This window comes from Brevundimonas intermedia (assembly GCF_027922165.1).
Taxonomy (GTDB): Bacteria; Pseudomonadota; Alphaproteobacteria; order Caulobacterales; family Caulobacteraceae; genus Brevundimonas; species Brevundimonas intermedia.
On record NZ_BSFD01000005.1, the window covers coordinates 84,528 to 110,732 of the forward strand.

Annotated in this window: 26 protein-coding genes, 1 tRNA gene and 1 pseudogene; 22 read left to right on the forward strand and 6 right to left on the reverse strand. The window is 67.5% G+C overall.

Features of this window, described 5'->3' with window-relative positions:
• The first annotated feature begins 2 nt into the window (after positions 1-2).
• From PKE72_RS09690 to PKE72_RS09730, 9 genes are all read left to right on the forward strand, one after another.
• A complete protein-coding gene (locus PKE72_RS09690) occupies positions 3-458 on the forward strand; it encodes a chemotaxis protein CheW (protein WP_271165171.1) in 456 nt (151 codons plus the stop codon).
• Complete coding sequence (locus PKE72_RS09695) at positions 455-1,315, forward strand: CheR family methyltransferase (RefSeq protein ID WP_271165172.1); 861 nt, start codon at positions 455-457, stop codon at positions 1,313-1,315. The genes PKE72_RS09690 and PKE72_RS09695 overlap by 4 nt, the downstream gene beginning before the upstream one ends.
• Positions 1,315-2,355 carry a protein-glutamate methylesterase/protein-glutamine glutaminase gene (locus PKE72_RS09700; RefSeq protein WP_271165173.1) on the forward strand — a complete coding sequence of 347 codons (1,041 nt, stop codon included), beginning with the start codon at positions 1,315-1,317 and terminating at the stop codon, positions 2,353-2,355. Before PKE72_RS09695 ends, PKE72_RS09700 begins: the two co-directional genes overlap by 1 nt.
• 17 nt (positions 2,356-2,372) lie before the next feature.
• Complete coding sequence (locus PKE72_RS09705; RefSeq protein WP_271165174.1) at positions 2,373-2,762, forward strand: response regulator; 390 nt, start codon at positions 2,373-2,375, stop codon at positions 2,760-2,762.
• Positions 2,759-3,304 carry a chemotaxis protein CheD gene (locus PKE72_RS09710; protein WP_271165175.1) on the forward strand — a complete coding sequence of 182 codons (546 nt, stop codon included), beginning with the start codon at positions 2,759-2,761 and terminating at the stop codon, positions 3,302-3,304. The genes PKE72_RS09705 and PKE72_RS09710 overlap by 4 nt, the downstream gene beginning before the upstream one ends.
• Positions 3,304-3,645 carry a DUF8776 family protein gene (locus PKE72_RS09715; RefSeq protein WP_271165176.1) on the forward strand — a complete coding sequence of 114 codons (342 nt, stop codon included), beginning with the start codon at positions 3,304-3,306 and terminating at the stop codon, positions 3,643-3,645. Before PKE72_RS09710 ends, PKE72_RS09715 begins: the two co-directional genes overlap by 1 nt.
• 4 nt (positions 3,646-3,649) lie before the next feature.
• Positions 3,650-4,243, forward strand: coding sequence for a response regulator (locus PKE72_RS09720; RefSeq protein ID WP_271165177.1), 594 nt, complete (start codon positions 3,650-3,652; stop codon positions 4,241-4,243).
• A gap of 10 nt (positions 4,244-4,253) precedes the next feature.
• A complete protein-coding gene (locus tag PKE72_RS09725; RefSeq protein ID WP_271165178.1) occupies positions 4,254-4,724 on the forward strand; it encodes a hypothetical protein in 471 nt (156 codons plus the stop codon).
• A 215-nt stretch (positions 4,725-4,939) separates the two neighbouring features.
• Positions 4,940-5,016: transfer RNA gene (locus tag PKE72_RS09730), tRNA-Arg, on the forward strand.
• Positions 5,017-5,362: 346 nt separating this feature from the next.
• On the opposite strand, the gene PKE72_RS09735 is transcribed toward PKE72_RS09730, so the two are convergent.
• Complete coding sequence (locus PKE72_RS09735; RefSeq protein ID WP_271165179.1) at positions 5,363-5,557, reverse strand: hypothetical protein; 195 nt, start codon at positions 5,555-5,557, stop codon at positions 5,363-5,365.
• Positions 5,558-5,917: 360 nt separating this feature from the next.
• Between PKE72_RS09735 and PKE72_RS09740 the strand changes: the two genes are divergently transcribed.
• Complete coding sequence (locus tag PKE72_RS09740; RefSeq protein ID WP_271165180.1) at positions 5,918-6,640, forward strand: cytochrome c oxidase assembly protein; 723 nt, start codon at positions 5,918-5,920, stop codon at positions 6,638-6,640.
• Positions 6,637-7,356 carry a cytochrome b gene (locus PKE72_RS09745; RefSeq protein WP_271165181.1) on the forward strand — a complete coding sequence of 240 codons (720 nt, stop codon included), beginning with the start codon at positions 6,637-6,639 and terminating at the stop codon, positions 7,354-7,356. Before PKE72_RS09740 ends, PKE72_RS09745 begins: the two co-directional genes overlap by 4 nt.
• Positions 7,357-7,363: 7 nt before the next feature.
• On the opposite strand, the pseudogene PKE72_RS09750 reads toward PKE72_RS09745, so the two are convergent.
• Positions 7,364-7,948: pseudogene (locus tag PKE72_RS09750) on the reverse strand (c-type cytochrome); the annotation flags it as partial.
• Between the two features lie 133 nt (positions 7,949-8,081).
• Here PKE72_RS09750 and PKE72_RS09755 point away from each other — a divergent pair.
• The 4 genes from PKE72_RS09755 to PKE72_RS09770 are packed head-to-tail and all read left to right on the forward strand — an operon-like array spanning position 8,082 to position 12,289.
• Positions 8,082-8,474 carry a c-type cytochrome gene (locus tag PKE72_RS09755; protein WP_271165182.1) on the forward strand — a complete coding sequence of 131 codons (393 nt, stop codon included), beginning with the start codon at positions 8,082-8,084 and terminating at the stop codon, positions 8,472-8,474.
• Positions 8,464-9,441 (forward strand): cytochrome c oxidase subunit II, encoded by a 978-nt coding sequence (gene coxB / locus PKE72_RS09760; RefSeq protein WP_271165183.1) that lies wholly within the window; start codon positions 8,464-8,466, stop codon positions 9,439-9,441. The genes PKE72_RS09755 and coxB overlap by 11 nt, the downstream gene beginning before the upstream one ends.
• The gene (locus PKE72_RS09765) at positions 9,438-11,984 is read left to right on the forward strand and encodes a cbb3-type cytochrome c oxidase subunit I (RefSeq protein WP_271165184.1); all 2,547 of its coding nucleotides are present in this window, start codon (positions 9,438-9,440) and stop codon (positions 11,982-11,984) included. The genes coxB and PKE72_RS09765 overlap by 4 nt, the downstream gene beginning before the upstream one ends.
• Positions 11,981-12,289 carry a hypothetical protein gene (locus tag PKE72_RS09770; RefSeq protein ID WP_271165185.1) on the forward strand — a complete coding sequence of 103 codons (309 nt, stop codon included), beginning with the start codon at positions 11,981-11,983 and terminating at the stop codon, positions 12,287-12,289. Before PKE72_RS09765 ends, PKE72_RS09770 begins: the two co-directional genes overlap by 4 nt.
• Before the next feature lie 24 nt (positions 12,290-12,313).
• On the opposite strand, the gene PKE72_RS09775 is transcribed toward PKE72_RS09770, so the two are convergent.
• Positions 12,314-13,669: a M23 family metallopeptidase gene (locus tag PKE72_RS09775; protein ID WP_271165186.1), complete on the reverse strand. Its 1,356-nt coding sequence runs from the start codon at positions 13,667-13,669 to the stop codon at positions 12,314-12,316.
• A gap of 405 nt (positions 13,670-14,074) precedes the next feature.
• Between PKE72_RS09775 and PKE72_RS09780 the strand changes: the two genes are divergently transcribed.
• The 3 genes from PKE72_RS09780 (at position 14,075) to PKE72_RS09790 (ending at position 17,873) form a co-directional block, all read left to right on the forward strand.
• Complete coding sequence (locus PKE72_RS09780; RefSeq protein WP_271165187.1) at positions 14,075-17,215, forward strand: intermembrane phospholipid transport protein YdbH family protein; 3,141 nt, start codon at positions 14,075-14,077, stop codon at positions 17,213-17,215.
• Between the two features lie 77 nt (positions 17,216-17,292).
• Entirely contained in the window at positions 17,293-17,481 is a 189-nt protein-coding gene (locus PKE72_RS09785; protein ID WP_267515377.1) for a YnbE family lipoprotein, read from the forward strand.
• Between the two features lie 32 nt (positions 17,482-17,513).
• Positions 17,514-17,873: a DUF1318 domain-containing protein gene (locus PKE72_RS09790; protein WP_271165188.1), complete on the forward strand. Its 360-nt coding sequence runs from the start codon at positions 17,514-17,516 to the stop codon at positions 17,871-17,873.
• Positions 17,874-18,116: 243 nt separating this feature from the next.
• Here the strand turns inward: PKE72_RS09790 and PKE72_RS09795 are convergent, their stop codons facing one another.
• Positions 18,117-19,256: a DNA cytosine methyltransferase gene (locus PKE72_RS09795; RefSeq protein ID WP_271165189.1), complete on the reverse strand. Its 1,140-nt coding sequence runs from the start codon at positions 19,254-19,256 to the stop codon at positions 18,117-18,119.
• 81 nt (positions 19,257-19,337) lie between these two features.
• Here PKE72_RS09795 and PKE72_RS09800 point away from each other — a divergent pair, with 81 nt between their 5' ends.
• Positions 19,338-19,811: a COG3650 family protein gene (locus PKE72_RS09800; RefSeq protein WP_271165190.1), complete on the forward strand. Its 474-nt coding sequence runs from the start codon at positions 19,338-19,340 to the stop codon at positions 19,809-19,811.
• A 15-nt stretch (positions 19,812-19,826) separates the two neighbouring features.
• Here PKE72_RS09800 and PKE72_RS09805 read toward each other — a convergent pair whose 3' ends face one another.
• Entirely contained in the window at positions 19,827-20,603 is a 777-nt protein-coding gene (locus tag PKE72_RS09805; protein ID WP_271165191.1) for a LytTR family DNA-binding domain-containing protein, read from the reverse strand.
• A gap of 158 nt (positions 20,604-20,761) precedes the next feature.
• Between PKE72_RS09805 and PKE72_RS09810 the strand changes: the two genes are divergently transcribed.
• A complete protein-coding gene (locus tag PKE72_RS09810; RefSeq protein ID WP_373878082.1) occupies positions 20,762-21,295 on the forward strand; it encodes a DUF2306 domain-containing protein in 534 nt (177 codons plus the stop codon).
• Here PKE72_RS09810 and PKE72_RS09815 read toward each other — a convergent pair.
• On the reverse strand, positions 21,292-22,059 hold the full coding sequence (locus PKE72_RS09815; RefSeq protein WP_271165192.1) for a TetR/AcrR family transcriptional regulator: 768 nt from the start codon (positions 22,057-22,059) through the stop codon (positions 21,292-21,294). The genes PKE72_RS09810 and PKE72_RS09815 overlap by 4 nt on opposite strands.
• 188 nt (positions 22,060-22,247) lie before the next feature.
• On the opposite strand from PKE72_RS09815, the gene PKE72_RS09820 reads away from it, so the two are divergent.
• Together PKE72_RS09820 and PKE72_RS09825 are read left to right on the forward strand one after the other, a co-directional pair.
• Complete coding sequence (locus PKE72_RS09820) at positions 22,248-24,473, forward strand: TonB-dependent receptor (protein WP_271165193.1); 2,226 nt, start codon at positions 22,248-22,250, stop codon at positions 24,471-24,473.
• A gap of 118 nt (positions 24,474-24,591) precedes the next feature.
• Positions 24,592-26,112, forward strand: coding sequence for a spinster family MFS transporter (locus tag PKE72_RS09825; RefSeq protein ID WP_271165194.1), 1,521 nt, complete (start codon positions 24,592-24,594; stop codon positions 26,110-26,112).
• Positions 26,113-26,205 lie beyond the last annotated feature (93 nt).

The following is a 26,205-nucleotide window of genomic DNA, read 5'->3' on the forward strand; positions in this document are numbered from 1 at the left end:
CCATGAATGAAGCCAACGACTCCCAGCGCGAACTCATCGCCTTCCGTATCGGCCGACAGGAATTCTGCGTCGACATCATGTCGGTGCGTGAAATCCGAGGCTGGACCCCCGCGACGCCGTTACCGCGTTCGCCCGGCTATATGAAGGGCGTCATCAACCTACGCGGGACCGTCCTGCCGATCATCGATCTGGGCGCGCGTTTCGGGCTCGAGACGTCCGAACCGACGGCCCGTCACGTCATCATGGTCGCCCATATCGGAGGCCGGATGGTCGGCCTGCTGGTCGACGCCGTGTCTGACATTCTGGAGATGAACGACGCCTCGGTGCAGCCGACCCCGGACGTCGCCAGCGACCAGGTGAAGACCTTCGTCAAGGGCATCTTCTCCATCGACGGCCGCATGATCAGCCTGATCGAACTGGATCACATCCTGCCCCAGGTCGAGGCGGAAGCCGCATGAATCCCGCACCCGGACGGGGATCGATCGTAGAGGGTGAGTTCGTCTTCACCGCTGACGACTTTCGTCAGATCGCAGAAATGCTGCACGCTCACGCCGGCATCGCGCTGAACGAAGGCAAGGCCGCGCTCGTCTATTCGCGTCTGGCCAAACGCCTGCGGACGCTGGGCCTGTCCAGCTTCCGGGACTATTGCGCCCTGGTCGAAGGCGTCGATGGAATCGACGAACGCCAGAAGATGACGGCGGCCCTGACCACCAATGTGACCCGCTTCTATCGCGAGCCGCACCATTTCGACGATCTGCGCGACCGCGTCCTGCCCAAGCTGGTCGAGCGGGCCCGCGCCGGCGGCCGGGTGCGACTGTGGTCGGCCGCCTGTTCGAACGGGCAAGAGCCCTATTCGATGGCCCTGACCCTGCTGTCGGTCCTGCCCGAGGCGGCGGATCTGGATGTGCGCATCCTGGCCACCGACATCGACCCGAACATGGTTGCCCAGGGCCATGACGGCACCTATTCCGAGGAGGCCCTGGAACCGGCGCCGGCGACCTTGTGGCGCAAATATTTCAATCGAGCCGATCGTGGCGCCTGGACCGCCGGTCCGCAACTGAAACGACTGGTGTCGTTTAAGGAACTGAACCTGATCGGCGACTGGCCCATGAAGGGCAAGTTCGACGTCATCTTCTGCCGCAACGTCGTCATCTATTTCGACGACCCGACGCAGGAGCGCGTCTGGAACCGGTTCGTGCCGCTGATGCAGCCTGGCGCAACCCTCTATATCGGCCATTCCGAGCGCGTCGCCGGGCCGGCCGCCAACAAGCTTCAGACTGCAGGTCTGACCACCTACCGCCTAGGAGCCGGCTGATGAGCGCCAAGATCAAGGTCCTGGTGGTGGACGACAGCCTGACGATGCGTGGCCTGATCTCGGCCGCTCTGAAGTCAGATCCCGAGATCGAGGTCGTCGGCACGGCGGCCGACCCCATCGAGGCGCGGGCCGCCATCAAGGAACTGAACCCCGACGTCCTGACCCTGGACGTCGAGATGCCCAATATGAACGGGCTGGAATTCCTTGAGAAGATCATGCGGTTGCGGCCAATGCCCGTGGTTATGGTCTCGACTCTGACGGCGGCCGGCACGGACGTGACCCTGGCGGCGCTGGAAATCGGCGCCGTGGACGCCGTGGCCAAGCCGGCCGTAGCCAGCGTCGACGCCTTCCACGACCTTATCGACAAGGTGAAGACAGCGGCGCGTTCGCGTGTCCGCGCGCGCACCGACATCCCCGCGAGGGAGGCGGCGCCCAGCGCCTATCGACCGGCCGCCAGCCATATTCTGGCTATCGGCTCCTCGACCGGCGGGGTGGAAGCCCTGTTGACGGTTCTCAGCGGTTTCCCCGCCAACTGCCCGGCGACCATCATCACCCAGCACATGCCGGCGACCTTCACCGCCAGCTTCGCCGCCCGTCTGGACCGCGTCTGCGCGCCGACCGTGACCGAAGCCTTCGAAGGCGCGCAGCTGAAGACCGGTCACATCTATCTCGCGCCCGGCGGCGCCGCCCACCTTGAAGTCACGCCCGGCATGACGCCGCGCTGCCATCTGGTGCAAAGCGACCCGGTCAATGGTCATCGCCCGTCGGTGGATGTCATGTTCGAGTCTGTCGTGCGCCTGAAGCGGCCGATGACCGGCGTGATCCTGACCGGCATGGGCCGGGACGGCGCCAAGGGCCTGAAGGCCATTCGCGACGCCGGTGGACGCACTCTGGGGCAGGACGAGGCGACCTCGGTCGTCTACGGCATGCCCAAAGCCGCCTTCGAACTGGGCGCCGTGGAACGGCAATTGCCGCTTCATCGCCTGTCCTCCGCCATCCTAGAACTGTGCGCCGAATCGGGCGCGCGGTCGATCGCCTGACCCCCGGGAGCGCCCCCATGCCCGCAGCCGCCTCTCTCCATTGCCTGGTCGTCGACGATCAGATGACGATGCGCTCTTTGGTCCGTACCAGCCTGCAACAACTGGGCGTGCGCGAGATCCGCGAAGCCGCCGATGGCGATATCGCCCTTCGCGACATCATCTCCAAGCCCGCGCACCTGATTATCTCGGATTACAATATGCCCAATCTGGACGGCTTGGGCCTGCTGCGCGCCGTTCGCGCCCACCCGCCGACGTCCAAGACCGCCTTCATCATGCTGACCGGTCGGGCCGACCGCGAACTGGTGCAGCGGGCGGTGCAGTTCGGGGTCAACAACTACCTGGTCAAGCCCTTCACCGTCGCCCAGCTGAAAGGCAAGCTGGAAGCCGTATTCGGTGCTCTGACATGAGTTTCGCCGCCCTGAAAGACTGCAAGGAAAAGAAGGTGCACGTCGGGCAGGGCGAGCATCATATTACGCGCGACCCGGACGTCGTGCTGAGCACGATCCTGGGCTCCTGCGTCGCCATGTGCCTGCGGGACCCGGTCGCCGGGATCGGCGGCATGAACCACTTCCTGCTTCCTGAGGGTTCGGGCGCAGGCACCGACGCCGGGCGTCGCTACGGCGCCTACGCCATGGAGCTGCTGATCAACGACATGCTGAAGGCCGGGGGGCGCCGTGAGCGTCTCGAGGCCAAGCTGTTCGGCGGCGGCCGCATGTTCGACAGTCTGCGCGACGTCGGGCGCTCCAACGCCGATTTCGCCGAGAAATTCCTGCGCGACGAAGGCATTCCTGTCGTGGGCGGCAGTCTTCGCGGCGACGGCGGCCGGCGGGTGCATTACTGGCCCGTGACCGGCAAGGCCCTGCAACGCGCTGTGACCGACACCGTGGCGCCCAAGCCCATTCCCGTCGCGCCACCCCCCGTCGATACGGGCGCCCTGGAGCTGTTCTGATGCACGCCCCCCCCGAACACGCGCAACTTCTGGCCGCCATCGCCGACGAGCTGATGGGCGTGCGCGAGGGGATCGATCACGTCGAGGCTCTGGTCAGTCGCCTGGTGCGTCGCGCCCCGGCCGAAGATCGGGCCGAGGCCCTGACCGAAGCCCAGGCCCTGGACGCCCTGACGCAAAGGCTGGAAGCGCTTTCCGGCGTGCTGCGAATGCTGGGAAACGGCGCCACGCCCGCCGAGTCCGTCAGCCGCATATCCTTGGCCGACATGGCGGTGCGCCTGCGCCCCGCTGCCGGCGTGCAGACGGCCGGAGCATCGGACTCGGGCGATCTGATGCTGTTCTGACGCCGTGACGAAAACGCCGGACAAGATCAATCTGGCGCATTCGACGGTTCTGCTCGTTGACGACCAACCGACCTCGCTCGATCTCCTCAGCTCCATCGTCCAGGGCTTCGGCGTCCGGGAACAGCTGAAATGCCATGCGGCCAAGGACGCCGTCGAACTGCTTCAGCGTCGGGCGGTCGATCTCATCCTCGTCGATTGCGCCATGCCTGAAATGGACGGCTACGACTTCGTGCGCTGGCTGCGACGCGAGGCCGCCGAACCCGCCCGTTTCACCCCGGTCATCATGATTCTGGGTCATGCCGCCCATGCCCGCGTGGCCCGGGGTCGGGACTGCGGCGCCAGCTACATCGTCGCCAAGCCACTGACGCCTTCGGTACTGCTGAGACGCATAGCCTGGCTGGGCGCCCATTCCCGCGACTTTGTCGAGGTGGAAAGCTACGTCGGCCCCGATCGCCGCGTTCGCAACTATGGCCCTCCGCCAGGAGAAGAAGGCCGGCGTCAGACCGATCTGTCCGGGGATCTCGGCGAAGCCGTCGAGGCCAATATGGATCAGGACACGATCGACATGATGCTGAAGCCCATGAAGGTCAATCTGTGAGTACCGTCTTATGACCGCCGCCCCTGAGCCTCCGCGTATCCGCAAGGTCCGCACCTCGCTGCAAAGGCAGATGGCCCGCCCTGGCGGCATCACCATAGACGAAGCGGTCGAGCGAGCCGAGCAGGGTCTCGAGAGCCACCGCGACCGGATTATGGGAATTCTTCAGGCTCAGGTCGACCTGTTGAACAGTCTGTGCCGCCGACGTCCGCCGAAGGCGGACAGCAAGATCTACGCTCTCGCTTCTGCCCTTGTGGACCTAGCCGGCTTTCTGGAAATCCCTCCCTTCTACACGGCGGCCTACAGCCTGTGTGAGGCGACGCATCAGATGACGGCCGCCAAGACCTGGTCTTGGCCGGCGGTCGAAGTTCATGCTCACGCCCTCACCCTGATTCTCGCCAACGACTGCAACGGGGGTGAGGCCATTGATCATCTGCTGGCAGGCCTGCACGCTGTCGTTCAGCGCGGCGCGCCCGCAGGTTAACAGGCGGCGCATTACTGCGGAACAGGGGCGAAACGAATCGGGACCGAATCGGCGACTCCGCCCCATTCGTCATTTGTTCCCCGCAACATATTGTATCTTAACGTCGATTAACCACAACTCATCAACGATGGAAGTGGCGTCTTCGCGCCCAAAACGACATATACTGTTCTCACCCATCTTCCCCCCCATCACCTGAACCGCTAGGTCATCTCCGTGGCCCCGTAGCTCAGCCGCATAGAGCAAGGCTTTCCTAAAGCCGAGGTCGCAGGTTGGAGTCCTGCCGGGGTCGCCAATTAGTATTGTCGAGACCACTTAGAACTGCCTCAAAACACTTTAAAACCGCCTCAATCTGCAAATGACTCGCAGGTTGGCATGGTCGGGTTGAGGTGTGTCAAATCGGGTCTACGGCGTGTCGCCAATGCGCCAGCAGCGGACATTGACGTCCAGCCGGCAAGCAGACACCCCTTCGGTCTTATGCCGCAGCGCTGCTATCCCGATAGAAGGCGGACCCGTCGGAGTGCCGATGATAGATCATGATCGTCATGATCGCAGCCAGCATGGGGGCGTGGCTCTCTTCCATGCGGTCGAAATCCAGCTGTCCCCGGTCTAGGGCGGCATGGACACGCCCGGCTGCAGAACTAGTCCTGCTGAGCGAAATCCGAGAAGGCACCCTGCTCGAGGATTGCCTCGTAGTCCGCCCCGATCCAGCGCGAGCCCTTCTTCTGGATGGGCCATTTCAGATTGCGGATCACGGACTCGGCCAGCGTGTCTTCATGATCGTGGTAGCGGTCCGGCCTTGGAGTCGAAGCGATTTGATCGATGATCGCGTTCAAGTCGGCCGCGAATGTCCCCGGCTCGGGTTCGTAGCAACCCGCCTCGCGATCCCACTACATCTCCCAAGCGCTCGTGATGTGGCTAAGAGGCCTCAGTACGTCATGGTCGAGACTTTCGTTCGCGGCGGTTTCGGCGTCCTTGAAGTAGCTCATGGCGAAATCCTGCGAAATCTATGTCTTCGATATACTTTGGTGGCTCAGCCGGTAACAATGATATCAAGCCATAGCATTCGGCGCCCTACGTGAGGCTCCTGGGGGTGCGGCCTTTCGGCAGGCCGTCCGCCAGGAACCAAGGGCAGGTCAGAGCTTTCAAACCTGGGCGAAGGTTTGAGGGGCGCGACTGTTGGCGAAGATTCGATCATGACCCTGGCGCCGGTATGGACGCCCTATTGCGGGGCCGCGCCCGACCTCGGCGAGTGGCGCTGGAACCTGGATCCGATCCTGCTCTTGGTTCTGGCGGCGGCGACGGGCCTGATCGTGGTGCGGCTTCATGGACCGCGCCGCCTGTTCGGGCTGGCGGCGGTGGCCGTGCTGGCGGTGGGGTTCGTGTCGCCCCTCTGCGCGCTCAGTTCAGCCCTGTTTTCCGCGCGAACCGTGCACCACGTCCTGATGGTCGCGGTCGCCGCGCCCCTGCTGGCCTGGGCCCTGCCTGAACGCCGGCAAGGTGCTCTCCTGCTCGCCACTGCGGTTCAGGCCCTGGTGTTCTGGGTCTGGCATGCGCCGGCCGCCTATTCGGCGGCCCTGTCGAACGACCTCGTCTACTGGGTCATGCAGATCAGCCTGCTGGTCAGCGCGACCTGGTTCTGGGGCGAGGCGCGAGCGGCGTCGGCGCCCGCAGCCGTAGTCGCCCTGCTGGCCGCCATGCTGGCCATGGGGCTGCTCGGCGCCATCCTGACCTTCGCCGGCCAGTCGGTCTATGCGCCCCATGCTTATACGACCCTAGTCTGGGGGTTCACGCCGCTGGAGGATCAGCAGGCGGCGGGCCTGATTATGTGGGCGCCTGCATCGGCCCTCTATCTGTTTGCGGCCCTTGGGCGTCTGGGCGGGCTCCTGGGGTCTGACGTCGAGGCCCGAGCGGCGTGATCGAACGACTCTTCACGCAATTGCTGGAATGGGCGGCCGGGCACCATGACGAGGGGCGATACTCTCCTGTAGCCCTCCTGTTTCACTGGGTCATGGCGGCGCTGGTGATCTTCCAGCTGGGCTGGGGGTGGTGGATGGGGCGCCAGCCGGTGGGCGGGGCGATGATGGCTGCTTACGACCTGCACTTCGCGGTCGGGGTCCTGATGCTGATCCTGGTGATCGGCCGGCTGTCATGGCGCCTGCTCGCGCCCGATCTGATCAATGATGCGGACAAGCCGGGGTGGGAGAGCATGGCCGCCCATGTCACTCACTATGTCTTCTACATCTGCCTGTTCGGCTTGCCGCTGTCGGGCTGGGCCATGATCTCGGCGACGGATCGGACGCGGCAGCTGGAGACGCTCGGCTTCATCAAATGGCCGCTTCTTCCGCTGCAGGATCTGTCGAACACCCAGCTATGGGCGATCGAGGCGGCGGCAGAGTGGATGCACTGGGGCTTGGTCCTGACCCTGCTGCTGATGATCCCGATCCACGCCGGCGCGGCGCTCAAGCACCATCTGATCGATAGGGACGACGTGTTTCACGCGATGCTCCCGGTCGTGCCGCTGCGTCGACGGAAGCGGACCCGGTGGCAGCGGCGCTGGCGGGCGCTGGAGAAGCGGGTTGCGTCGACAGCCAAAGGGCTATGGCGCGGGCTTCTGGGTCCGAAAGCGATTTGACGGCGGCGGCCATGACGCCGCGCGGGTCATTGCGTCGCTTGCCCGATTTCCAGCGCTCGATCTGCTCCAGCGTATAGGCGAAGGGCTGGCCGGCGATCTGGGGATTGCCGCCCTGGCCCGATCCCTGGCCTTCTGCGCCGTGGCAGGAGGCGCAGGCCACGATCCCGCGCGAGGCGTCGCCGTTGAGGTAGATTGCGGGCGCCGCGCCCGCCGACGCCTGCGCCGGGGGCGCAGGCAAGCCGGCGTAATAGGCCGCGACGTCGCGCCGCCCCTTCTGGTCCAGTCCCTTGGCGATACGAGTCATCGCATCGTCGGGGCGAAGGCCCGAGGCATAGTCTTCCATCTGTTTCTGCAGATAGCCGACATCCAGCCCCGCCAGACGCGGCGCCGCCACGCCGTCGCCGCCGCCGTCCAGTCCATGACATGTGAAACAGGCGCTGGCCGCGCCGCCGGCGCCGCCGCTCATCGCGATGATTTCGCCGCTCGCAGTGAAGGCGCGGTCGGTCTGGCCCGGCGTTGAGTCGCAGGCGGCCAGACAAGCGGGAAGACAAGCCAGCACGAACAGGGCGGAGAGGGGGGCGCGCACGGACATCGAACACCCGCTTATGGCGGAGGTTCCGAGACCCTGCCCGGCGAGGCCACGTGTCGCAGGCAGGAACCTTCACAACCAGCGTGGATTGGTCTGGCGAAGCTTAGGGGAGCGGATGAGTTTTCGGACGACAGCCATGGCGAAGACGAGGGGGATGGCGTCCGGTCTGCTGGCGCCGGGCCTGTTGGCGTTCGCCTTGAGCGCCTGCGTGGACAAGGCCGATCTGCCCCGGCCCGTGGCCCAAGGAGACGCCGCGGAAGGCCTTGCGATCATCCGCGAGGTCGGTTGCGCCGCCTGCCACAAGATTCCAGGCGTCGCCTGGCCGGAAGGCCGGTCGGGCGGCGGTCTCGCCGGTTTCGGCGCCAAGCCGCTCATCGCCGGCCGATTGCCGAACCAGTCCGATGTTCTGGTGCAATGGCTGATCGACGCGCCCTCGCTGGACCCTGGAACCGCCATGCCGCCCATGCCCCTGACACGAGACCAAGCCCGCGACGTCGCGGCCTATCTGTATACGCTCGATGAAGACTGAACCGACCCCCGGAACCGCCGGCTGGCCGCCGCCCGTGCTCGATCCCGCCGGGCCCTTCGCGGGCCCGATCCAGACCGTGGCCTGGGTGCTGTTCGTCATGGCGGCGGTGGTCATGGTCGTGGTGATGGTGGCGCTGGGCGTCGCCCTGTTCGGGCCACGCAAGTGGAAGCGGCGGGTCGGGGGCGAACGTCTGATATGGATCGCAGGTCTGGCCTTCCCGGTGGTCGTGCTGACGGGCCTGCTGATCTATGGCCTGACCACGACAGCGCGGGTGGCCGAGGCGCCCAAGCCTGGCGAGATGCGGGTGCGGGTCACCGGCGAGATGTGGTGGTGGCGGGTCGCCTATCTGGACGACCAGGGGCGCGAGATCCTTCAGGACGCCAATGAGGTGCATATCCCCGCCGGTCGCCCCGTGGTGTTCGAGCTGGAGAGCGCGGACGTGATCCACAGCTTCTGGGTCCCCCGCCTGGGCGGTAAGACCGACATGATCCCCGGACGTCGCAACTTCATGCGGCTCCAGGCCGACGCACCCGGAACCTATGGCGGACAGTGCGCCGAATATTGCGGCGGGCCGCACGCCCTGATGGGCCTGGTGGTCGTGGCCCATGCGCCGAAAGACTATGCGGCCTGGCTGAGCAAGCAGGCCCGCCCGGCCGCCGCCGTGCCGTCTCCTCAGGAACCGCTGGCCTTGATCGCCCAGGGACGCAACGTCTTCAACGCCTCGGGCTGTGCGGCCTGCCACACCATCCGCGGGACTGAGGCGAATGGTCTGGCCGGGCCGGACCTGACACATGTGGGATCGCGCCAGACTCTTGGCGCGGGCATATTGCCCAATAATCAGGGCACGATGGCGGGCTGGATTTCCGATAGCCAGGCTCTGAAGCCCGGCAATCGCATGCCGTCCTACCCCGTCCTGACGGGCCAGGATCTACGTGCCGTGTCCGCCTATCTGGAAAGCCTCAAATGAGCGCCGATCCACGGTTCGATGCTGCGGTCTACGACCGCTTTCCCACGAACGACGACAGGCCTGAAGGCGAGCTGGAGCAGCTCGAACAGGCCTGGTGCGGACCGCGCAAGCCGTGGGAGTGGATCACGGCGATCAACAATAACTACGTCGGCGTCTATTACGTCGGGGCGGCCATGCTGTTTTTCGTGCTGGCGGGGGTGCTGGCCCTGCTGATGCGGACCCAACTGGCCCTCCCGATGACGGGCTTCCTGGCGCAGGAGACCTACAACCAGATCTTCACCATGCACGGCACGGTGATGATGTTCCTGTTCGCGGTGCCGGCGGTCGAGGCCCTGGGCGTCCTGTTGCTGCCGCAGATGCTGGGTGCGCGGGATCTGCCTTTCCCGCGGCTCAGCGCCTATGCCTTTTGGGCCTATCTGATCGGGGGGCTGTGCTTCTTCGCCTCGCTGTTCTTCGGCCTGGCGCCGAACGGCGGCTGGTTCATGTATCCGCCCCTGACCTCGACCACCTATTCGCCGGGGATCAACGCCGACTTCTGGCTGCTGGGCATCGGCTTCATCGAGATTTCGGCCATCGCCGGGGCCATCGAGATCATCGTCGGGGTTCTGAAGACCCGCGCGCCGGGCATGACCCTGGACAAGCTTCCGATCTTCGCCTGGGCCATGCTGATCTTCGCCTGCATGATCATCATCGCCTTCCCGTCGATCATCCTGTCGACCCTGCTGCTGGAGTTGGAACGGGCGCTCGGCTGGCCCTTCTTCGATGCGGCCAAGGGCGGCGATCCCATGCTGTGGCAGCACCTGTTCTGGTTCTTCGGCCACCCGGAGGTCTACATCATCTTCCTGCCGGCGGCCGGGGCGATGTCGACCATTATTCCCGCCGTCGCCCAGACGCGGTTGGTCGGCCATCGGCTGGTGGTGCTGGCCATGCTGGCGACCGGCTTCATCAGTTTCGGCGTCTGGTCGCACCACATGTTCACCACGGGCATGCCGCAGATCTCGATCAACTATTTCAGCGCGGCCTCGATGGCCGTCAGCGTGCCGGCCGGCGTGCAGGTCTTCGCCTGGATCGCCACCCTGGCGGCGGGCAGGATGCGGTTCAACACCCCCGGCCTGTTCGCGGTCGGCGGGCTGGTGATCTTCGTCATGGGCGGGCTGACGGGCGTCATGGTCGCCATGGTGCCGTTCGACTGGCAGGCCCACGACAGCTATTTCATCGTCGCCCACCTGCACTACGTGCTGATCGGCGGCATGGTCTTCCCCCTGTTCGCCGCCATCTACTACTGGACCCCCATGTCCAGCAGCCGGCCGCTGAGCGAGCGGTGGGGCAAGTGGATCTTCTGGCTGATGTTCATCGGTCACAACGTGACCTTCCTGCCCATGCATCTGACCGGGCTGATGGGCATGCCGCGCCGGGTCTACACCTATCTGCCGGATCGGGGCTGGGAGCTTCCGAACATGATTTCGACGGTCGGCTCTTTCCTGTTTGGATTGGCCGTGCTGCTGTGGGCTGTCGACATGCTTCGCAATTTCCGTCCGTTCGGGAAGAAGGACGCGGGCAATGTCTTCAATGGCCCGGGGTTGGAGTGGCTGCCGTCGGGCCGTTACTCGTTGCGGTCCATTCCCGTGATCAAGAGCCTGTATCCGGGATGGGATCAGCCCGATCTGGCGCGCGATGTTGAGGCTGGACGCTATTTCCTGCCGGGGGCGCCGCGCGGCCAACGCGAGACCATCGTCACCAGTCCAATCACCGCAGAGCCGCAGTATCTGCAAACCCTGCCACGGCCCTCAAGCTGGCACGTATGGGGCGCCGTTTTTACCGCCGGCTTCTTCCTGATCCTGACCATCCAGGCCTATGCGGCCTCCGTCATCAGCGGCCTTCTGGCGATCTATTGCATCCTAAAATGGTGCTGGAGACTGGATCGCCCCAGCGGGCCGGCGAAGGTGGATGTCGGCGCCGGCGTGCGGTTGCCGACCTATGTCTCCGGCCCTAGCAGTCACGGCTGGTGGGCGATGGTCATCACCCTGATCGTCGGGGGCATGGTCGCGATCATGGCCTGTTTCTCCTACATCTTCCTGTGGAGCCGACGACCCGATCTGTGGCAGTCGCCGCCGGATCTGGGGTCGCTGCCCCTGACGTTGATCCTGCTGGCCGCTGCGGGCGTCGGCGGCTGGGCGGCGCAGGCTTCGCTGAAGCTGGACCGGCCGCGCAGCGCGGCGATCGCCGCCGTCCTGATGCTGGTTGCAAGTCTGGCGGCCGGCGGGGCCTTTGCGGCCGAAGCCTCGGCCTGGTGGAACTCAGGCCTGCGTCCCGACGCGTCCAGCCAGGGCGCGACCGTCTACGCCCTGCTGGCGTGGCAGGGACTGTTCGTGGGCATAGGTCTGCTGATGGGACCGTTCGCCCTGCTGCGGTGGCTGTTCGGGCTGGTGTCGCCCCGTCATCCCGCGACGTTCGAGCTGATCGCCCTGTTCCTGGCCTTCACGGCCGCTCAGGGGGCGGCGACGACCCTGTTGGTGCGTCTGTTCCCGGGCGTAACGGCATGAGGTTCTGGGCGCTGGCGACGGGCGGGCTGCTGGTCTGGGCCGCGCATTTTCTCGGCCTGTACCTTCTGGCCAGCGTCGCGGATGTGGCGCGGGATGACGCCGGGGCCTGGCGTGGGGCGGGGCTGGCCTTCAGCCTGGCTTGTCTGGTGGTCGCGGCCGGTCTGGGTCTGAACGCCTTTATCCGGTCGCGCGCGCGATCAGACGACGCCACGCACGGCTTCGGGCTCGCGCTTCAGGCCGGAGCGGCGGTAATCGGAGGCATAGGCGTCGTTTTCCAGACTATGGTGCTGCTGGCGCCGGCGTAAACCGGAGACAGGCCGCCGGTCTGATCAGCCCTGAGCGGAGCGGAGACCGTTGGCCGAGGCCTGCTGCAGGGCCGGACGCTTCTGGCCGCCCGAGGCGATCACGCGGTCGATACGGGATTTCTCGGCCCGGAAGGCAGCCAGGTCGGCGCCGGACAATTCGGTGCCTTCCTGGGTGCGGACGCCGGCGGGATTGATCCGCTGGCCGTTGCGCCACAGTTCATAGTGCAGGTGCGGGCCGGTCGAGGCGCCGGTCGAGCCGACATAGGCGACGACTTGGCCCTGGCTGACGCGCTGGCCGGCGCGGATGCCCGAGCCGTAGCGCGAAAGGTGGCCGTAACCACTCTCGAGGCCGTTGTTGTGGCGGATCCGCAGCCAGTTGCCGTAGCCGCCCCAGCGGCGCGCCTCGACCACCACGCCGTCGGCGGGGGCGACAACGGGCGTGCCGGTGCCGGCCGCGAAGTCGATGTCCTGGTGCATTTTCTTGTAGCCGGAGATCGGGTGGGTGCGGAAACCGAAGCCCGACGAGACGCGGCGGAAATTCTGCAGCGGGGTGCGCATCATGGCTGAGCGCAGGTTCTTGCCCGAGGCGTCGAAGAACTGCGCCTCCTTGGCCCCGGCGGGCTTGAAACGATAGAAGGTCACGCCCCGCAGTTCCGCGTACATCAGATCGCCCACGCCGACGGTGCGACCGGCCTCGGTCACGTCGCGGTCGAAGACCATGGTGAACTCGTCCGACGCGCGGATATCGCGTTGCATATCGAACTTGGTCGCGAACAGGCGGCTGGCCGAGCGGACGATGGAGGCGGTGGCGCCCAGCTCGCGGGCGCTGGCGGACAGGGAGCGCTCGACTTCGCCCTTCAGGACGACGGTCTCGTGGGTGACCTTTTCTTCCAGCGAACGCAGGCGCAGGGCGCCGTCGAAGCTGCGCGACACGGTCAGTTGGCTGGCCGGGCCGGTGCGCATGGTCAGGCCGATGAGGCGGGCGTCGCCCCGGCCGTCACGCGGCTTGGCGATGGCGGTTTCGAAACGGAGACCGGCGCGGAGGTCGGCGAGGTCGAAGGCGTTGGCGACGGTGGCGGCGACGGCGCTGGCTTCTTCCGGCGCGACGCCGGTGCGGCGCACGGCCTGCTCGAAGGTTTCGCCGCGACGAATCTGGACGGGGACGGCTTCCGGAGCGGTCATGCCGGCCGGAGCATTGGCGGCCGCAAAGGCCTGGGCTTCCATAGCGGCCATCTGGGCCGACGAGAGGACGGGAACTTCTTCCGCCTGAGCGGGTTGATAGACTCTGCCGGCGAGCAGGGCCACCGAGACGGCCGCAGCCGCCGTGACGACATGCGGTGCGAGACGCATCGGTTGGCGGCGTGGGTCGAACTGAGCCATCGGTCCCGTCGTGTTGCGACGCCAGCGGCGCCAAACGTCTTAGCCAAAGATCGCGCCGAACAGACCCCGAAGCGCGAAGTCATCGGCTATACCCTGCCTGTCTCAGTTTGGGAAGATAGACCGTTACAAACCGTTAAGAACCGGGGGCATACGGAAAAAAGTCTCGCAGACTCATGCGATTGATCCGCAGCATCGCCCTCTTATCGCCCCGCTTGGCTGCAACCAAGCAGCGCCCGAGCGCGTTCGGCGACGCTTGAGGCTTGTATTCGCATCGAGGGTGGCGATGGTGGTCCGGCGAGCAGTTCTCAACCGATACGGCGTACCCGTTTGACCGAAACCCCGGCCAGTCCCTCCGAGCGGCCCAGTCGCGTTCGGCGCAAAGGTTTTGTGCTGCGGCGCATCGGCTTGGCTTTGCTCGCTGTCGTCGTGGTCGCAGCTCTGCTGGCGGCGGCCCTTTATATGAACCGTCGCGCGGCGGCTCGGGACGTTCTGGTCGGCTGGCTGGAGCGGCAGGGAATCCAGAGCGGGGTCCAGGTCGAGCGGATCGAGCTGGACGGCTTCGTCGGGCGTATCCGCATCGGCGACCCGAGCAACCCGGATGTGACGGTCGAGCGGGTCGAGGTCGATTACGCCGTGGCCCTGCCGTGGTCGCAGACCGGCCTGGGCGTGACGCCCAGTCGGATCCGGCTGGTGCGGCCGGTGATGCGGGCCAGCTGGAAGAAGGGGAAACTGTCGCTGGGATCGCTGGATCCCCTGGTCGAGCGGTTCACCGGCGGGCCGCCGAGGCCGGACTCGCGTGGCCCATTGGTCATCGTTGAAGGCGGACGCGGGCGGCTGGATACAGAATATGGGCCGGTCCAGATCCTGGCGGACGCGCGGGTGGACGACGGCAAGCTGATGCGGCTGAACGCGCGCATGCCGGCGGCGGCCTTGAAGAGCGGAGAGATCGAGGCGCAAGGGCTGGGCGCGACGGTCGATCTGATCACCACCGGCGACCGGATCGCCCTGCGAGTCGAGGCGGGGGCGGATCGGTTCAAGGGCGGCGGCATCCAGGGCGAGGCTGCGCGGCTGAGCCTGAGGGGCGATCTGCCCTATCCCGATATGAAGACGCGGCGCGGAGATGGGCGGGCGGTGATCGACGCCCGTCTGGTCGGCGGTGCGCTGGGCCTGGGCGAGACCCGGGCGCGAGACGCGGAGGTCGCGGTTCGGTTCGACGGCGCGACGACGGGGTGGATCGAGGCCTTCCGGCTGGAGGGCGCGACCGATCTGGGCGTGAAGGCGGCGTCGATCGAGGGGCCGCGACTGAAGGTGGGGCGGGTCGAGGGATCGGCGACGGGCGGGCGGCTGACGGTGGCGCGCGATGAGGCGGTGCGCTGGAGCCTGGAGACGCCGCTGACGTTGACGGCGGCGTCCGGCGAGGCCGGCCAGGCGCGGACGCAGGGGCTGTCCATCCAGTCGGGCGGCCTGTCGATGGGCGGGCGCGATGCGAGCTTTGAGGCTACAGGGCCGGTGCAGGCGACGTTCCACCGGATCGGTTTCGGCGATCTGGAGCTGAAGCAGGCGCGGGGCGATCTGAGCCTGGATGTGGTCAAGGACGATGCGGTGCGGATCGCGGCGGAAGGCGCGCTGCAGGCAGCGGGCGGGGCCTGGCCCCTGTTCGGGCCGGTCGGGTCCGACGACATCGCCCAACTGGCGGAGATGAAGACGGCGCTGGGGGATTTCGCCCTGGCTGCGCCTTCGGTCGGGTTCGTCACCGGGTCGGCCGGGACCGAGGTCCGGTTGGCCCGGCCCGTGACCCTGAGCCCGGCCAACGGCGGGGTGCTGACGGTCGCGGAAGCCGGAGAGGCCGCCTATCAGGGCGAGCCGGGACGGCTGGGCGGCGGGGCGCTGAACCTGACGGCGACGCGGGGGCGGGGCCTGCCCGAGATGGCCGTGGCCGTGTCCAAGTGGCGACTGACCGAGGCCGGATTTGAGGCCCTGCTGGACGGGCGGGCGCGGCTGGACTTCGACCTGGCGCGCGGGATCGACGCCCGGACGCGGGGCCTGCTGGCCATGGCCGACGGACGGCTGACCTATGTCACCCCCGACTGTGTCGACCTGACGGTCGAGCGGCTGGAGCTGGACGAGAACGACGTCCATCAGGTGGCAGGGAAACTGTGCCCCGATGCCGGGCCGCTGCTGAGTTCCAAGGACGGGGTCTGGCGCGTGGCCGGCGGATTCGAGGGCGTGTCGGCCCAGGCGCCCTTCCTGGGCATGCGGTTCGCCGAGGCCTCGGGTCGAGTCGTGGTCGATGGGACCAAGGCCGGGGTCGGGCTGACGGCGACGGTGGCTGAAGCCCAGGTGGTCGATGCGACCACGCCCAAACGGTTCGAGACCCTGGCGGCGTCGGGCCAGGCGACCCTGGCCAATGAACGCTGGAGCGGCGGGTTCGACCTGAAGGGGACGGGCGAGGCGGCGGCGACGACCCTGGGACGGTTGACCCTGGCCCACGACGGCCGGACCGGGGCGGGGGGCATCCATATCGCGGCGCCGGACGTGACCTTCGTCGAGGGCGGGCTGCAGCCGTCGATGCTGAGCCCGATGGTCGAGACCTTCGTCCAGTCGCCGGTGACGGGCTCCATCGGCTTCGACGGCCGGTTCGACTGGACCAAGGAGGCCGAGCCGACCTCCAGCGGTCTTTTGAGCGTACCGGGACTGGATTTCGTCAGCCCGGCCGGGCCGGTCAAGGGCGCGCGGGGCGAGATCCAGTTCACCAGCCTGAGCCCCGCCATCGTCACGGCGCCGAACCAGAGGCTGACGATCGACAGCCTGAGCGTAGGGGCCGAGGCGACGGCGCTGGACCTCAACTTCGCCATCGACGCGGCGGGGATCAGCATCGCCGGGGGATCGGTCCAGGCCGGGGGCGGGACCGTGTCGGTCGAGCCCTTCGTCGTGCCGCTGGACCCGACCCAGGCCTATAGCGGCGTGGTGGTGCTGGACCGGGTTCAGCTGGGCGATCTGGTGGCCGACAGCGGATTCGCCGACAAGGTCCTGCTGGACGCCCTGGTCTCGGGTCGTCTGCCCTTCATTATGGATCCGAAGGCTGGGCTGAAGATCACGGCGGGAAGCCTGGGCGCGGTCCAGCCGGGGCGGCTGTCGATCAAGCGCGAGGTGCTGACCGATGTGAACGCCGGCGGCGGGGGCGCAGACGTGCCGCCGAACATGGTCGAGGACCTGGCCTATCAGGCGATGGAGAACCTGGCCTTCGACCAGCTGAGCGCCGATGTGAACAGCCTGGACGGGGGGCGGGTCTCGGTCCTGTTCCATATCCGCGGACGGCACGAGCCGCCGCAACGGCAGGAACTGCGGCTGACCCTGGCCGAGCTGATCAGCCGCGAATTCCTGAACCGCGAGCTGCCCCTGCCGTCGGGCACCCAGATCGATCTGACCCTGGACACTACCCTGAACGCCAACCAGTTGTTCGCCGACATCATGGCGGTGAACCGGGCGCGCCAAGGCCGCCAAGCCGACGATGCGCCGGCGACCGCACCTTTGTCGGCGCCCTAAGCCAAACCATTCAGCGACGGTTCACCCAGAGCCGTGCTAATGGACCCATCCAAACTGACCGACCCGGAGTTCTCGCCATGATCAACAAGCGCCAGTTGGCCGGACTCGGCCTCGGAGCGGTCGTCGTCGCGGTCTCGGCCTGCGCCCCGACCATCCGTCTGGAGGTTGCGCCGATCCAGATCTACGCCAAATTGGACGCTGATGTGCGCGTCCGGCTGGATCAGGAGCTGCAGCAACTGCTTCAGCAGAACCCGAACCTCTTCTGATCGCCTCGCTTCTTTTGAAAGGACAGGCCGATATGAGCCTTCGTAAATTCCTCGCCATCGGCGCCCTGGCTGCGGCCGTGTCGTTCGGCGGCGCCGCCCTGGCCCAGACCGCAGCCCAGAAGACCCTGGTCGATCAGGCCAAGGCCGCCGGCACGGTCGGTGAACAGGCCGACGGCTATGTCGGCTTCCGCGTCAGCACCTCCGACGCCGCCCTGCGCGCCGCCGTGGACGCTATGAACGCCGGCCGCCGCGCCGCCTACGCCCGCAGCGCGGCCGACGCCGGCACCAGCGCCGATGTCGCCGGCGCCCGGATGTTCGAAAGCCAGCTGCTGCCGCGCATCCAGTCGGGCCAGTGGTACCGCAACGCCCAGGGCCAGTGGGTCCAGCGCTGAGACGCGGCTGACCCCGGCGGGTTACGCCTGCATGGCTTGGCGCTTTGGCGCTCTGAAAACAGGGTGACAAAGCGCCAAAAGCGCCAAACCTGCCAGAATGGCCACGCGCCTTTCCTCGATTGTCAAAGACCCGACCCCATCCTAGCCCCGATTTGAGGCGTGCGAGGTCGAAGGCGGGTTTTTGATGTCAGGTCGCTGAAATCGCCTGGGTTTCTTTCTGGAATTAGGCGCGCCGCCGCGAGATCAGGCCGCCGCGCGGTGCGCCGTCAGGGCGGGCAGAAGCAGGCCCTCGGTCAAGGCGCGCACCACCGGAACCGCCACGGCGTCGCCCATCAGCTTCAAGGCCGCGCTCTCGCTGGGCGGAAGGCGATAGTCGTCGGACAGGCCCATCAGACGCGCGGCTTCGCGTCCGGTCAGGCGACGCACGCGCGCCCGGCCCCCGTCGCAGACCACGACATATTGGCGCGACGACCCGCCCGCCGGGGTGCGCAGACAGCCCGCGAGGCCGTCAAACCGGATCTCCAGCCGCTGGGTCTTGACGCCCTTTTCGGTCCGGACCCGGCGATAGGCGGCCCCGACCATGCGACGGCCGGAAGCGACGGCGGCCTCTATCCGAGCGCGGTGAAGCGGCGCGGCCAGGGCCAGGACGGCGTCTCCGTCCTCCAGCCAATCGACCGCCGAGTCCGGCTCCAGCAGGGCGTCGAGATCGAGGTTGCGCCTGGGCGGGACCGGCAGGCTCCACCAGGCCCAGGCGTCGCGCACCGCCTGGGGCAGGCGAGCGTGGGCGGCCCTGAGACGGGGGGAGTGGAAGGGGCCGGACGGTGCGGAGGTCTGCGGCGCGCCATCAAGGGCCGCGTCCCGCATGGCCACGACGAACAGGCGCGGGCGCGACTGGGGAAGCCAGTGGGCGGCGTCCATCTCCAGCGCCCCGACCCGGTAGCCGGCCTGGGCCATGGCGGTGCAGACGGCGGCGAAGTCTCGCCCTTCACCTGACGTTAGAAGTCCGATGACGTTTTCCAGCACGATGACGCGCGGCGCTCGATCCTGGTCCGCCAGCCCCTGGATCAGTCGCCAGAAGCCCCAGAAGGCGCCGGACCGTCCGGCCTCGAGCCCGCCACGCGCGCCGGCCAGGCTGACGTCCTGACAGGGCGACGAGGCCCAGGCCAGATCGGGGGCGCCGGGCAGGTCGTCCGGGATCAGCGACCAGACGTCGCCGAGGCGGAAGGGGGTGTCGGGATGATTGGCGACGAAGGCCCGGCCCTTGGCGGCGTCCATGTCGTTGGCGAAGGCGATGTCGAGGCCAGACAGGCCTGTTCCGCACAAGCCTATTCCGGCCAAGCCGCCGCCGGAGAAAAATTCGAATGCGGTCGGGCGAATCGACATTCCGACAGCTTAACCCAGGCCGCGCCCTTGACCGAGGCCGCCCGCGTTCACACCTGCACGGCGAACGAGGGGAGCCCGTCCATGCGTCCGATCCGATCCGCCATTCCGGCCGCGCCTGTCTTGGGCCTTGGGCTGGCCCTGAGCCTGACCCTCGCCGGCTGCTACGACCGCAATGAGAAGACGCCGGAATCGGCGCCGCCGCCCGAGGCGGCCGCGACCCTGGCGGGCGTCGATCTGGGCCGGCCGGTCCGGGCGCTGGGCACCGAGCCCTTCTGGAGCGTCGAGCTCACCCCCGACGCCATCGTCTATACCCGCATGGACCAGCCGACCCAGCGGGCGCCCAATCGCGGCGCGACGGTGCAGGGGACGATGGCGACCTACGCCACCTCCACCGACCTGAACCAGGCGCTGAACGTGGTGCTGATCGCCACCGAATGTTCGGACGGGATGAGCGACCGCACCTATCCGCTGACCGCGCGGGTCGAGATCGCCGACGACACCCTGAGCGGTTGCGCCGATGCGGCCGCTGCGCTCAAGGCCGCGCCGGCGCCCTGACTCTGGTTTGGAGCGTCACCACCAGTCGGCCTCGCGAAGGGGGCGGGCGTAGCGGCGGCTGACGGGGACGCTGAGGCCGTTTTCCAGCGTCAGGGTGGCGCGGCCGTCGCCGCGGTCGACGCCGCGCACGGCCGAGCGCGCGACCCACCAACTGCGATGGGTGCGGGCGCCCTCCAGCCCCTCCAGTTCCTCGACCGCGTCGGACAGGCGCATCAGGATCAGGTCCGAGCCCCGGTCGGTGTGCAGACGCAGATAATGATCCTCGGCCTGTACGGCGTGCAGGGTCGCGCCCCGGAGCTTCATCGGCAGTCGATCCAGGAAACGGACAGGGGGCGGCGAGGCCGTAGAAGAGGACGGCGCCGGCGCGGCATGGGTCTGGACCGGCTGGGCCCGGCCCAGGAAGACATTGACGGTCGTGACCGCCAGGGTGACGATCAGGACCGGGCCGAACAGCTGGGGCAGGGCCGCCAGCGGATAGAGTTTCTGGGCGAAGAACAGACCGGTCGCCGCCCAGACGATGACGCTGAGGGGGCCGGTGATCACGGCGGTCATCACCGCGACGGTCACCCAGGGGCGGTCGTCCACGTCGATGAACCGGGTCACGACCCGGCTGGACAGATGACCCCAAAGCCCGCCCAGGATCATGACCAGCACCCAATAGGCCAGGCGCTGGCCATAGGGAGCGTTGGCGCTGCCGAAGGCCCCGGTCGTAGCCAGGAAGACGCCGACCAGGGTGGCGACGACCAGACCGCGCAGGAAGGTTCGGCGACTGTCGGCGGCGGGAGACGTCATGGCGGCTTTCAAGGAAGGACGCCTGTCTGAAATCATGATTTCCGTCACGGCGGAAGGGGCGTCCGTTCGCGAAGGAGAGGTGGTCGTTGGCGCAGAACCGGAGGCGCGACCGCGAGCCGGGCTGCAGAAGCGGCGAGACAGATCGCCGGAGTCTCCCCTTGTTTCGTCACGCCCGTCTCGCCCGTTTCGCCCCGTCCATCGTCGCCCTGGTCCTGCTGGGCGTCCCCATCGTCGCCTATCTGGCGGCGGACGGGGGGCGGGTCGCCTTGTTGGGATACAGTCTGCGGGCGCCGGACTTCGGCCTGCTGGCGGCGGCGCCGAGCGCGATCCAGATCCATGTCGCGGCGGCCCTGACGGCCTTGGCCATCGGGATCGTGCTGCTGGCGGGGGTCAAGGGAACGCGGCTGCACCGGGCGCTGGGCTGGACCTGGGTGCTGGCCATGGGGACGACGGCGGCCAGCTCCTTCTTCATCCACCAGATCAATCCGGGCGGCCCGGCCGGTCTGTCGCTGATCCATCTGCTCAGCGGCTGGACCCTGGTGGGTCTGCCCATGGCGGTCTATGCGGCCCGGCGTCACAAGGTGCAGACGCACCGGCGGGCGATGACGGGGATGTTCGTGGGCGGGCTGATCGTCGCCGGCGCCCTGACCTTCCTGCCCGGTCGGCTGATGTGGGCGGTCTTCTTCGGCTAGCGGGGCGACAGGCCGGCGACGGCGCGGAAGCCGGCGGCGGCGAAGCGGACCATATAGTCGCCGGCCGTCTCCAGATCCCCGGACCGGGCGCGGCCGCCCGACAGCCGGTCCAGCCGGCCGGTCTCGCCCAGGGTCAGGGTCAGGGCGCCCGACAGATTGTGATAGCCCCAGTAGAGATCGACCTCGCTGGCGTCCGGCAGGACCACGGCGATCAGTTCAATCAGCCGGCGGATGGCCGGGTCAAAATAGCGGGCCATGGTCTCGCCGCCGAAGGTGGGGTTGGCGTTGGTCTGGGCCACCAGGGCGGCATAGTGTTTCCAGCCCGGCCCGCCCTTCAGCGACCATTCGAACGGGGGCCGCAGGAAGGCCTCGAGCAGGCCCTCCAGGGTCATGTCGGCGCCGGCGGCCTCGGCGTAGCGGTTGATGGCGGCGACGCGGTCGTCGTTCCAGACCTCGGCCCGGCGCAGGAAGACAGCGTCGAACAGGTCGCGCTTGGCCCCGAAATAATAATGGACCAGGGCGGTGTCCACGCCCGCCTCGCGCGCCACCTCGCGGATGGTGACGCCGTAGAAGCCGTGTTTGGAGAACAGGTCCTCGGCCGCGTCCAGGATCAGGTCGCGGGTCTCGCCCCCGGCCTTGGCCTGGGCCTTGGGCGGGCGGCCGCGGCGCGCCGGAACCTGGGCCGGCGGGGCGTCGGCGACCGATTTGCGGCGCGCGGCGGCGACGGGACGGGCGGCAGGGGACGAGGCGTCGGAGTGGCTCATGCCGTCACGCTAGGCGGGCGGTCGCACCGGTGCAACGGCGCCACGCCTGTGATCGAACCGGCGGCGCGGTGACGCCGGGGAAGGGGAGGGTTTGACAGACAGCGTAAACCGGGTCAGGTTCAGGAAAATCATTGAACGCTGAATAAAAGCGTCAACGGGCTGGAAACGACAACCGAAGGGGTAGGATCATGAGACATCATGTGAAGTGCGCGCTGCTGGCCGGCGCGGCTTGGGGCGTGCTGGCGGGGGCTTCGACGGCCCAGGACGCCGAGGCGGCGGCGCAGGCGGCGAACGCGGAACAATCCGGCATGGTCGAGGACATCGTCGTCACCGCCCGTCGGCGCGACGAACAGCTGAAGGACGTGCCGGTGGCGGTCTCGGCCCTCAGCGCCGAGCGTCTGGAGCAGACCGGCGCGACCAATATTACGGCCCTGCAGCAGCAGACGCCGAACGCCACGGTGCAGATCGCGCGGGGCTCCAACTCGACCCTGATCAGCTTCATCCGCGGCGTGGGCCAGCAGGATCCGCTGTGGGGCTTCGAGCCCGGCGTCGGCCTCTATATCGACGACGTCTATGTGGCCCGTCCCCAGGGCGCGGTGCTGGACATCTTCGACATCTCGCGGATCGAGGTGCTTCGCGGGCCGCAGGGCACCCTCTACGGCCGCAACACCATCGGCGGTGCGATCAAATATGTGACCAAGCGACTGGGCGCCGAGCCCAGCCTGACGGCGCGGGCCGAGGTCGGGTCGTATAACGAGCACAACTTCCTGCTGTCGGGCTCGGTCCCGGTCGGCGACACCTTCGCCATCGGCGGCGCGGTCGCCACCTATCAGCACGACGGTTACGGCGAGAACCTCAACACCGGCCAGGACCAGTACGACAAGGACGTCACCGCCTATCGCGCCAGCGCCGAATGGACGCCGAACGACAGCCTGTTCTTCCGCCTGGCCTGGGACCGGGTCGAGGACGACTCCAGCCCCCGTCACGGCCACCGCGAGGTGAACTCGACCACCGGCGGCTATACGCCCCCGGCGAGCGAATATGACACCTACGCCGGGATCACCGGCGAGCAGAAGGTGGTCACCGAGGGCGTGTCCCTGACCGGCGAATACCGGGTCAACGACCTGCTGACCCTGAAGTCGATCACCGCCTATCGCAGCGGCGACACCGAGACGATCATCGACTTCGACCAGACGCCCCTGCCGACCCTGGACGTGCCGGCCATCTATTCCGACGACCAGTTCACCCAGGAGTTCCAGGCCCTGTTCACCGGCGATCGCTGGTCCGGCGTGGCCGGCGTCTTCTATCTGGACGGCACGTCGTCCGGCGCCTTCGACACCATCGCGGGCAACCTGGGTCTGGCCATCGCGGCGGCGGGATCTGTGGACACCCAGTCCTTCTCGGTGTTCGGCGACTTCAGCTATGACCTCACCGACCGGCTGCACGTCTCGCTGGGCGGCCGCTATACCAAGGATGACAAGGACGCCTCTGTCCTGCGCCAGTTCTTCCTGGGCGCGACCCGCACCCCCTATACCGGCGGAACCGTCCGCCCGGTGTTCGCGACGCGGACCAACTATTCCGCCTCGGACAGCTTCGAGAAGTTCACGCCGCGCGCCAGCATCTCCTACGACTTCTCGGACGAGATCACCGGCTACGCCTCGGTCAGCCAGGGCTTCAAGTCGGGCGGTTGGGACATGCGCGGCGACGCCGCCCTGGTGCCCCAGACGGTCGACGGCTATCAGCCGGAAACCGTCACCACCTATGAGCTGGGCCTGAAGGGGTCGGCCTTCGACCGGCGGATGAACTTCGCCTCGGCGGTCTTCTATTCCGACTACAAGGACCAGCAGATCACGACCCAGCAGGTGGCCACGGCCCCGGCCGTCGGCATCGCCTCGGTGGTCGACAACGCCGGCGCCTCGACCATCTACGGCTTCGAGCTGGAAGGTTCGGCCTTCCTGACCGACGACATCACCGCCAACTTCTCGGTCGGCTATCTGAAGAACGAGTTCGACGAGTTCATCACCCGGATCACCGGCACGCCGGTCGATATTTCGGACACGCGCGAGCCGCAGAACTCGCCGGAGTGGTCAGCCTATTACGGCATGACTTGGCGCGGCGACATCATGGGCGGGGAGATCCGGGTCACGCCGTCGCTGTCGTACCGGTCCGACTACCACCTGTTCGACACGCCGGACCCCATCCTAGACCAGGACGGCTATGTCCTGGCCGACGCCAGCGTGGTCTGGATCGCGCCGAGCAAACAGTGGGAGGTCGGACTGTTCGGCCGCAACCTGACCGATGTCCGCTACAAGGTCGGGGGCTACAGCTTCCCCGGTGCGACCTACAACAACTCGATCAGCGCCTTCTACGGCCCGCCGACCACCTATTCGGCGCGTCTGACCTACCGGTTCTGATCGCGACAGACGCCTGACGTAGGGGCGGCGGTCCCAGGGCCGCCGCCCTTTGCTTTGCAGGAACCGGACTTGGGGCTAGGCTCGCCCCAACAAAAAGAACACGCCAAGGGAAACGCCGATGACGACCGACACGCTGACGGACGCGCAGGCGCCCGCGCCGCACCGACCGGGCTACCGCTTCTATGTGCTGGCGGTGCTGATCCTGATCTACATGCTGAACTTCCTGGACCGGCAGATCATCGGCATCCTGGCCGCGCCGCTGAAGGAAGAATTCGGCATGTCCGACAGCCAGTTCGGCCTGCTGGGCGGCATCGCCTTCGCCTCGGTCTATTCGACGTTAGCCATTCCCCTGGCCTGGCTGGCCGACCGGTTCAGCCGGGTGTGGATCATGACGGGGGCCCTGGCGGTCTGGTCGGGCTTTACGGCCCTGTGCGGCATGGCGGGGTCGTTCGGACAGCTGTTCCTGTGCCGGATGGGAGTGGGCGTGGGCGAGGCGGGCGGGGTGGCGCCGGCCTATTCGCTGATCGCCGACTATTTCCCGCCGCACCAACGGGCGCGGGCCCTGGCGGCCTTCGCCTTCGGAATCCCGCTGGGCATGGCGGCCGGCACCCTGGTCGGGGGGCTGCTGGCGGCCACCTACGGCTGGCGGACCGCCTTCATCGTCGTCGGTCTGCTGGGCGTGTTGGTCGCGCCCTTGCTGCGGCTGACGGTCAAGGATCCCCAGCGCGGCGGGACCGATGCCGTCAAGACCGAGGCCCAGGTCGCGGCCCTGGCGGCCGCGCCGGTCGGTACGGACCGGGCGGGCAAGATCGCGGCCCAGGTCATGCTGGGACTGGGCGCCGGGCTGCTGATCTTGGCGGCGTTGAACTGGCTGTTGGGCATGTCCCTGGGCAGTCCGCTGGTCCTGGCCTTCGCCGGCCTGCTGGCGGGCGTGATCGGGGTGTCGCTGATGGTGGCGCGGCGCACCGCCTCGGTGGTGATCAGAAAGCCCAGCTTCTGGCTGCTGGGCCTCGGCGCGGCCTCGTCTTCGGTGTGCGGCTATGGCGTGGCCGGCTGGCTGCCGCTGTTCTTCATGCGCAGCTTCGACCTCACCCTGCGCGAGACCAGCTGGTATTATTCGGGCATCGCCCTGATCGGCGGTCTGCTGGGCATCTGGCTGGGCGGGACCATCGCCGACAAGCTGTCGAAAAAGGGCAAGGGCGCCTATCCCCTGACCCCGGCCGTCGCCTTCATGATCTCGGCGCCCTGTTTCATCCTGGCGATGAATTCGCCCTGGCTGATCGGCCTGGTCCTGCCGGGCGGCGGCAGCAACACCCAGCAACTGGTTCTGGCCTTCCTGATCTTCCTCCTGCCCACCGGCCTGAACCTGGCCTGGCTGGGACCGATCACGGCGGCGGTCCAGCATCTGGTGCCGGCGGCCATGCGGTCCACGGCCTCGGCCCTGTTCCTGCTGCTGAACAATCTGCTGGGGATCGCGGTCGGCTTCTACTATTTCGGCTGGATGAGCGACCTGCTGGCGCCCCGCTTCGGAGAGGAGAGCCTGAGGTGGGCCATCTACACCGGCATGGGCTTCTATGTGCTGGCGGCGATCCTGCTGATCGGGGCCTCGCGGACGTTGAAGCGGGACTGGGTCGACTAGAGCCTGAGCCTGATTCACGCTTCGGACCGAACCGCTACGCGGCTCCGTCCGAAACGATCAGGCTCTAAAGGGAGGCTGTGGACGGTTGCACCT

Excerpts from the sequence above, each read along its gene's own strand:
- PKE72_RS09740 (WP_271165180.1), top strand. The coding sequence starts at position 5,918 with ATGACCCTGGCGCCGGTATGGACGCCCTATTGCGGGGCCGCGCCCGAC.
- coxB (WP_271165183.1), top strand. The coding sequence starts at position 8,464 with ATGAAGACTGAACCGACCCCCGGAACCGCCGGCTGGCCGCCGCCCGTG.
- PKE72_RS09705 (WP_271165174.1), top strand. The coding sequence starts at position 2,373 with ATGCCCGCAGCCGCCTCTCTCCATTGCCTGGTCGTCGACGATCAGATG.
- PKE72_RS09790 (WP_271165188.1), top strand. The coding sequence starts at position 17,514 with ATGAGCCTTCGTAAATTCCTCGCCATCGGCGCCCTGGCTGCGGCCGTG.
- PKE72_RS09755 (WP_271165182.1), top strand. The coding sequence starts at position 8,082 with ATGGCGAAGACGAGGGGGATGGCGTCCGGTCTGCTGGCGCCGGGCCTG.
- PKE72_RS09770 (WP_271165185.1), top strand. The coding sequence starts at position 11,981 with ATGAGGTTCTGGGCGCTGGCGACGGGCGGGCTGCTGGTCTGGGCCGCG.
- PKE72_RS09785 (WP_267515377.1), top strand. The coding sequence starts at position 17,293 with ATGATCAACAAGCGCCAGTTGGCCGGACTCGGCCTCGGAGCGGTCGTC.
- PKE72_RS09725 (WP_271165178.1), top strand. The coding sequence starts at position 4,254 with ATGACCGCCGCCCCTGAGCCTCCGCGTATCCGCAAGGTCCGCACCTCG.
- PKE72_RS09715 (WP_271165176.1), top strand. The coding sequence starts at position 3,304 with ATGCACGCCCCCCCCGAACACGCGCAACTTCTGGCCGCCATCGCCGAC.
- PKE72_RS09805 (WP_271165191.1), bottom strand. The coding sequence starts at position 20,603 with ATGACGTCTCCCGCCGCCGACAGTCGCCGAACCTTCCTGCGCGGTCTG.
- PKE72_RS09795 (WP_271165189.1), bottom strand. The coding sequence starts at position 19,256 with ATGTCGATTCGCCCGACCGCATTCGAATTTTTCTCCGGCGGCGGCTTG.
- PKE72_RS09690 (WP_271165171.1), top strand. The coding sequence starts at position 3 with ATGAATGAAGCCAACGACTCCCAGCGCGAACTCATCGCCTTCCGTATC.
- PKE72_RS09800 (WP_271165190.1), top strand. The coding sequence starts at position 19,338 with ATGCGTCCGATCCGATCCGCCATTCCGGCCGCGCCTGTCTTGGGCCTT.
- PKE72_RS09710 (WP_271165175.1), top strand. The coding sequence starts at position 2,759 with ATGAGTTTCGCCGCCCTGAAAGACTGCAAGGAAAAGAAGGTGCACGTC.
- PKE72_RS09820 (WP_271165193.1), top strand. The coding sequence starts at position 22,248 with ATGAGACATCATGTGAAGTGCGCGCTGCTGGCCGGCGCGGCTTGGGGC.
- PKE72_RS09695 (WP_271165172.1), top strand. The coding sequence starts at position 455 with ATGAATCCCGCACCCGGACGGGGATCGATCGTAGAGGGTGAGTTCGTC.
- PKE72_RS09825 (WP_271165194.1), top strand. The coding sequence starts at position 24,592 with ATGACGACCGACACGCTGACGGACGCGCAGGCGCCCGCGCCGCACCGA.
- PKE72_RS09765 (WP_271165184.1), top strand. The coding sequence starts at position 9,438 with ATGAGCGCCGATCCACGGTTCGATGCTGCGGTCTACGACCGCTTTCCC.
- PKE72_RS09775 (WP_271165186.1), bottom strand. The coding sequence starts at position 13,669 with ATGGCTCAGTTCGACCCACGCCGCCAACCGATGCGTCTCGCACCGCAT.
- PKE72_RS09700 (WP_271165173.1), top strand. The coding sequence starts at position 1,315 with ATGAGCGCCAAGATCAAGGTCCTGGTGGTGGACGACAGCCTGACGATG.
- PKE72_RS09815 (WP_271165192.1), bottom strand. The coding sequence starts at position 22,059 with ATGAGCCACTCCGACGCCTCGTCCCCTGCCGCCCGTCCCGTCGCCGCC.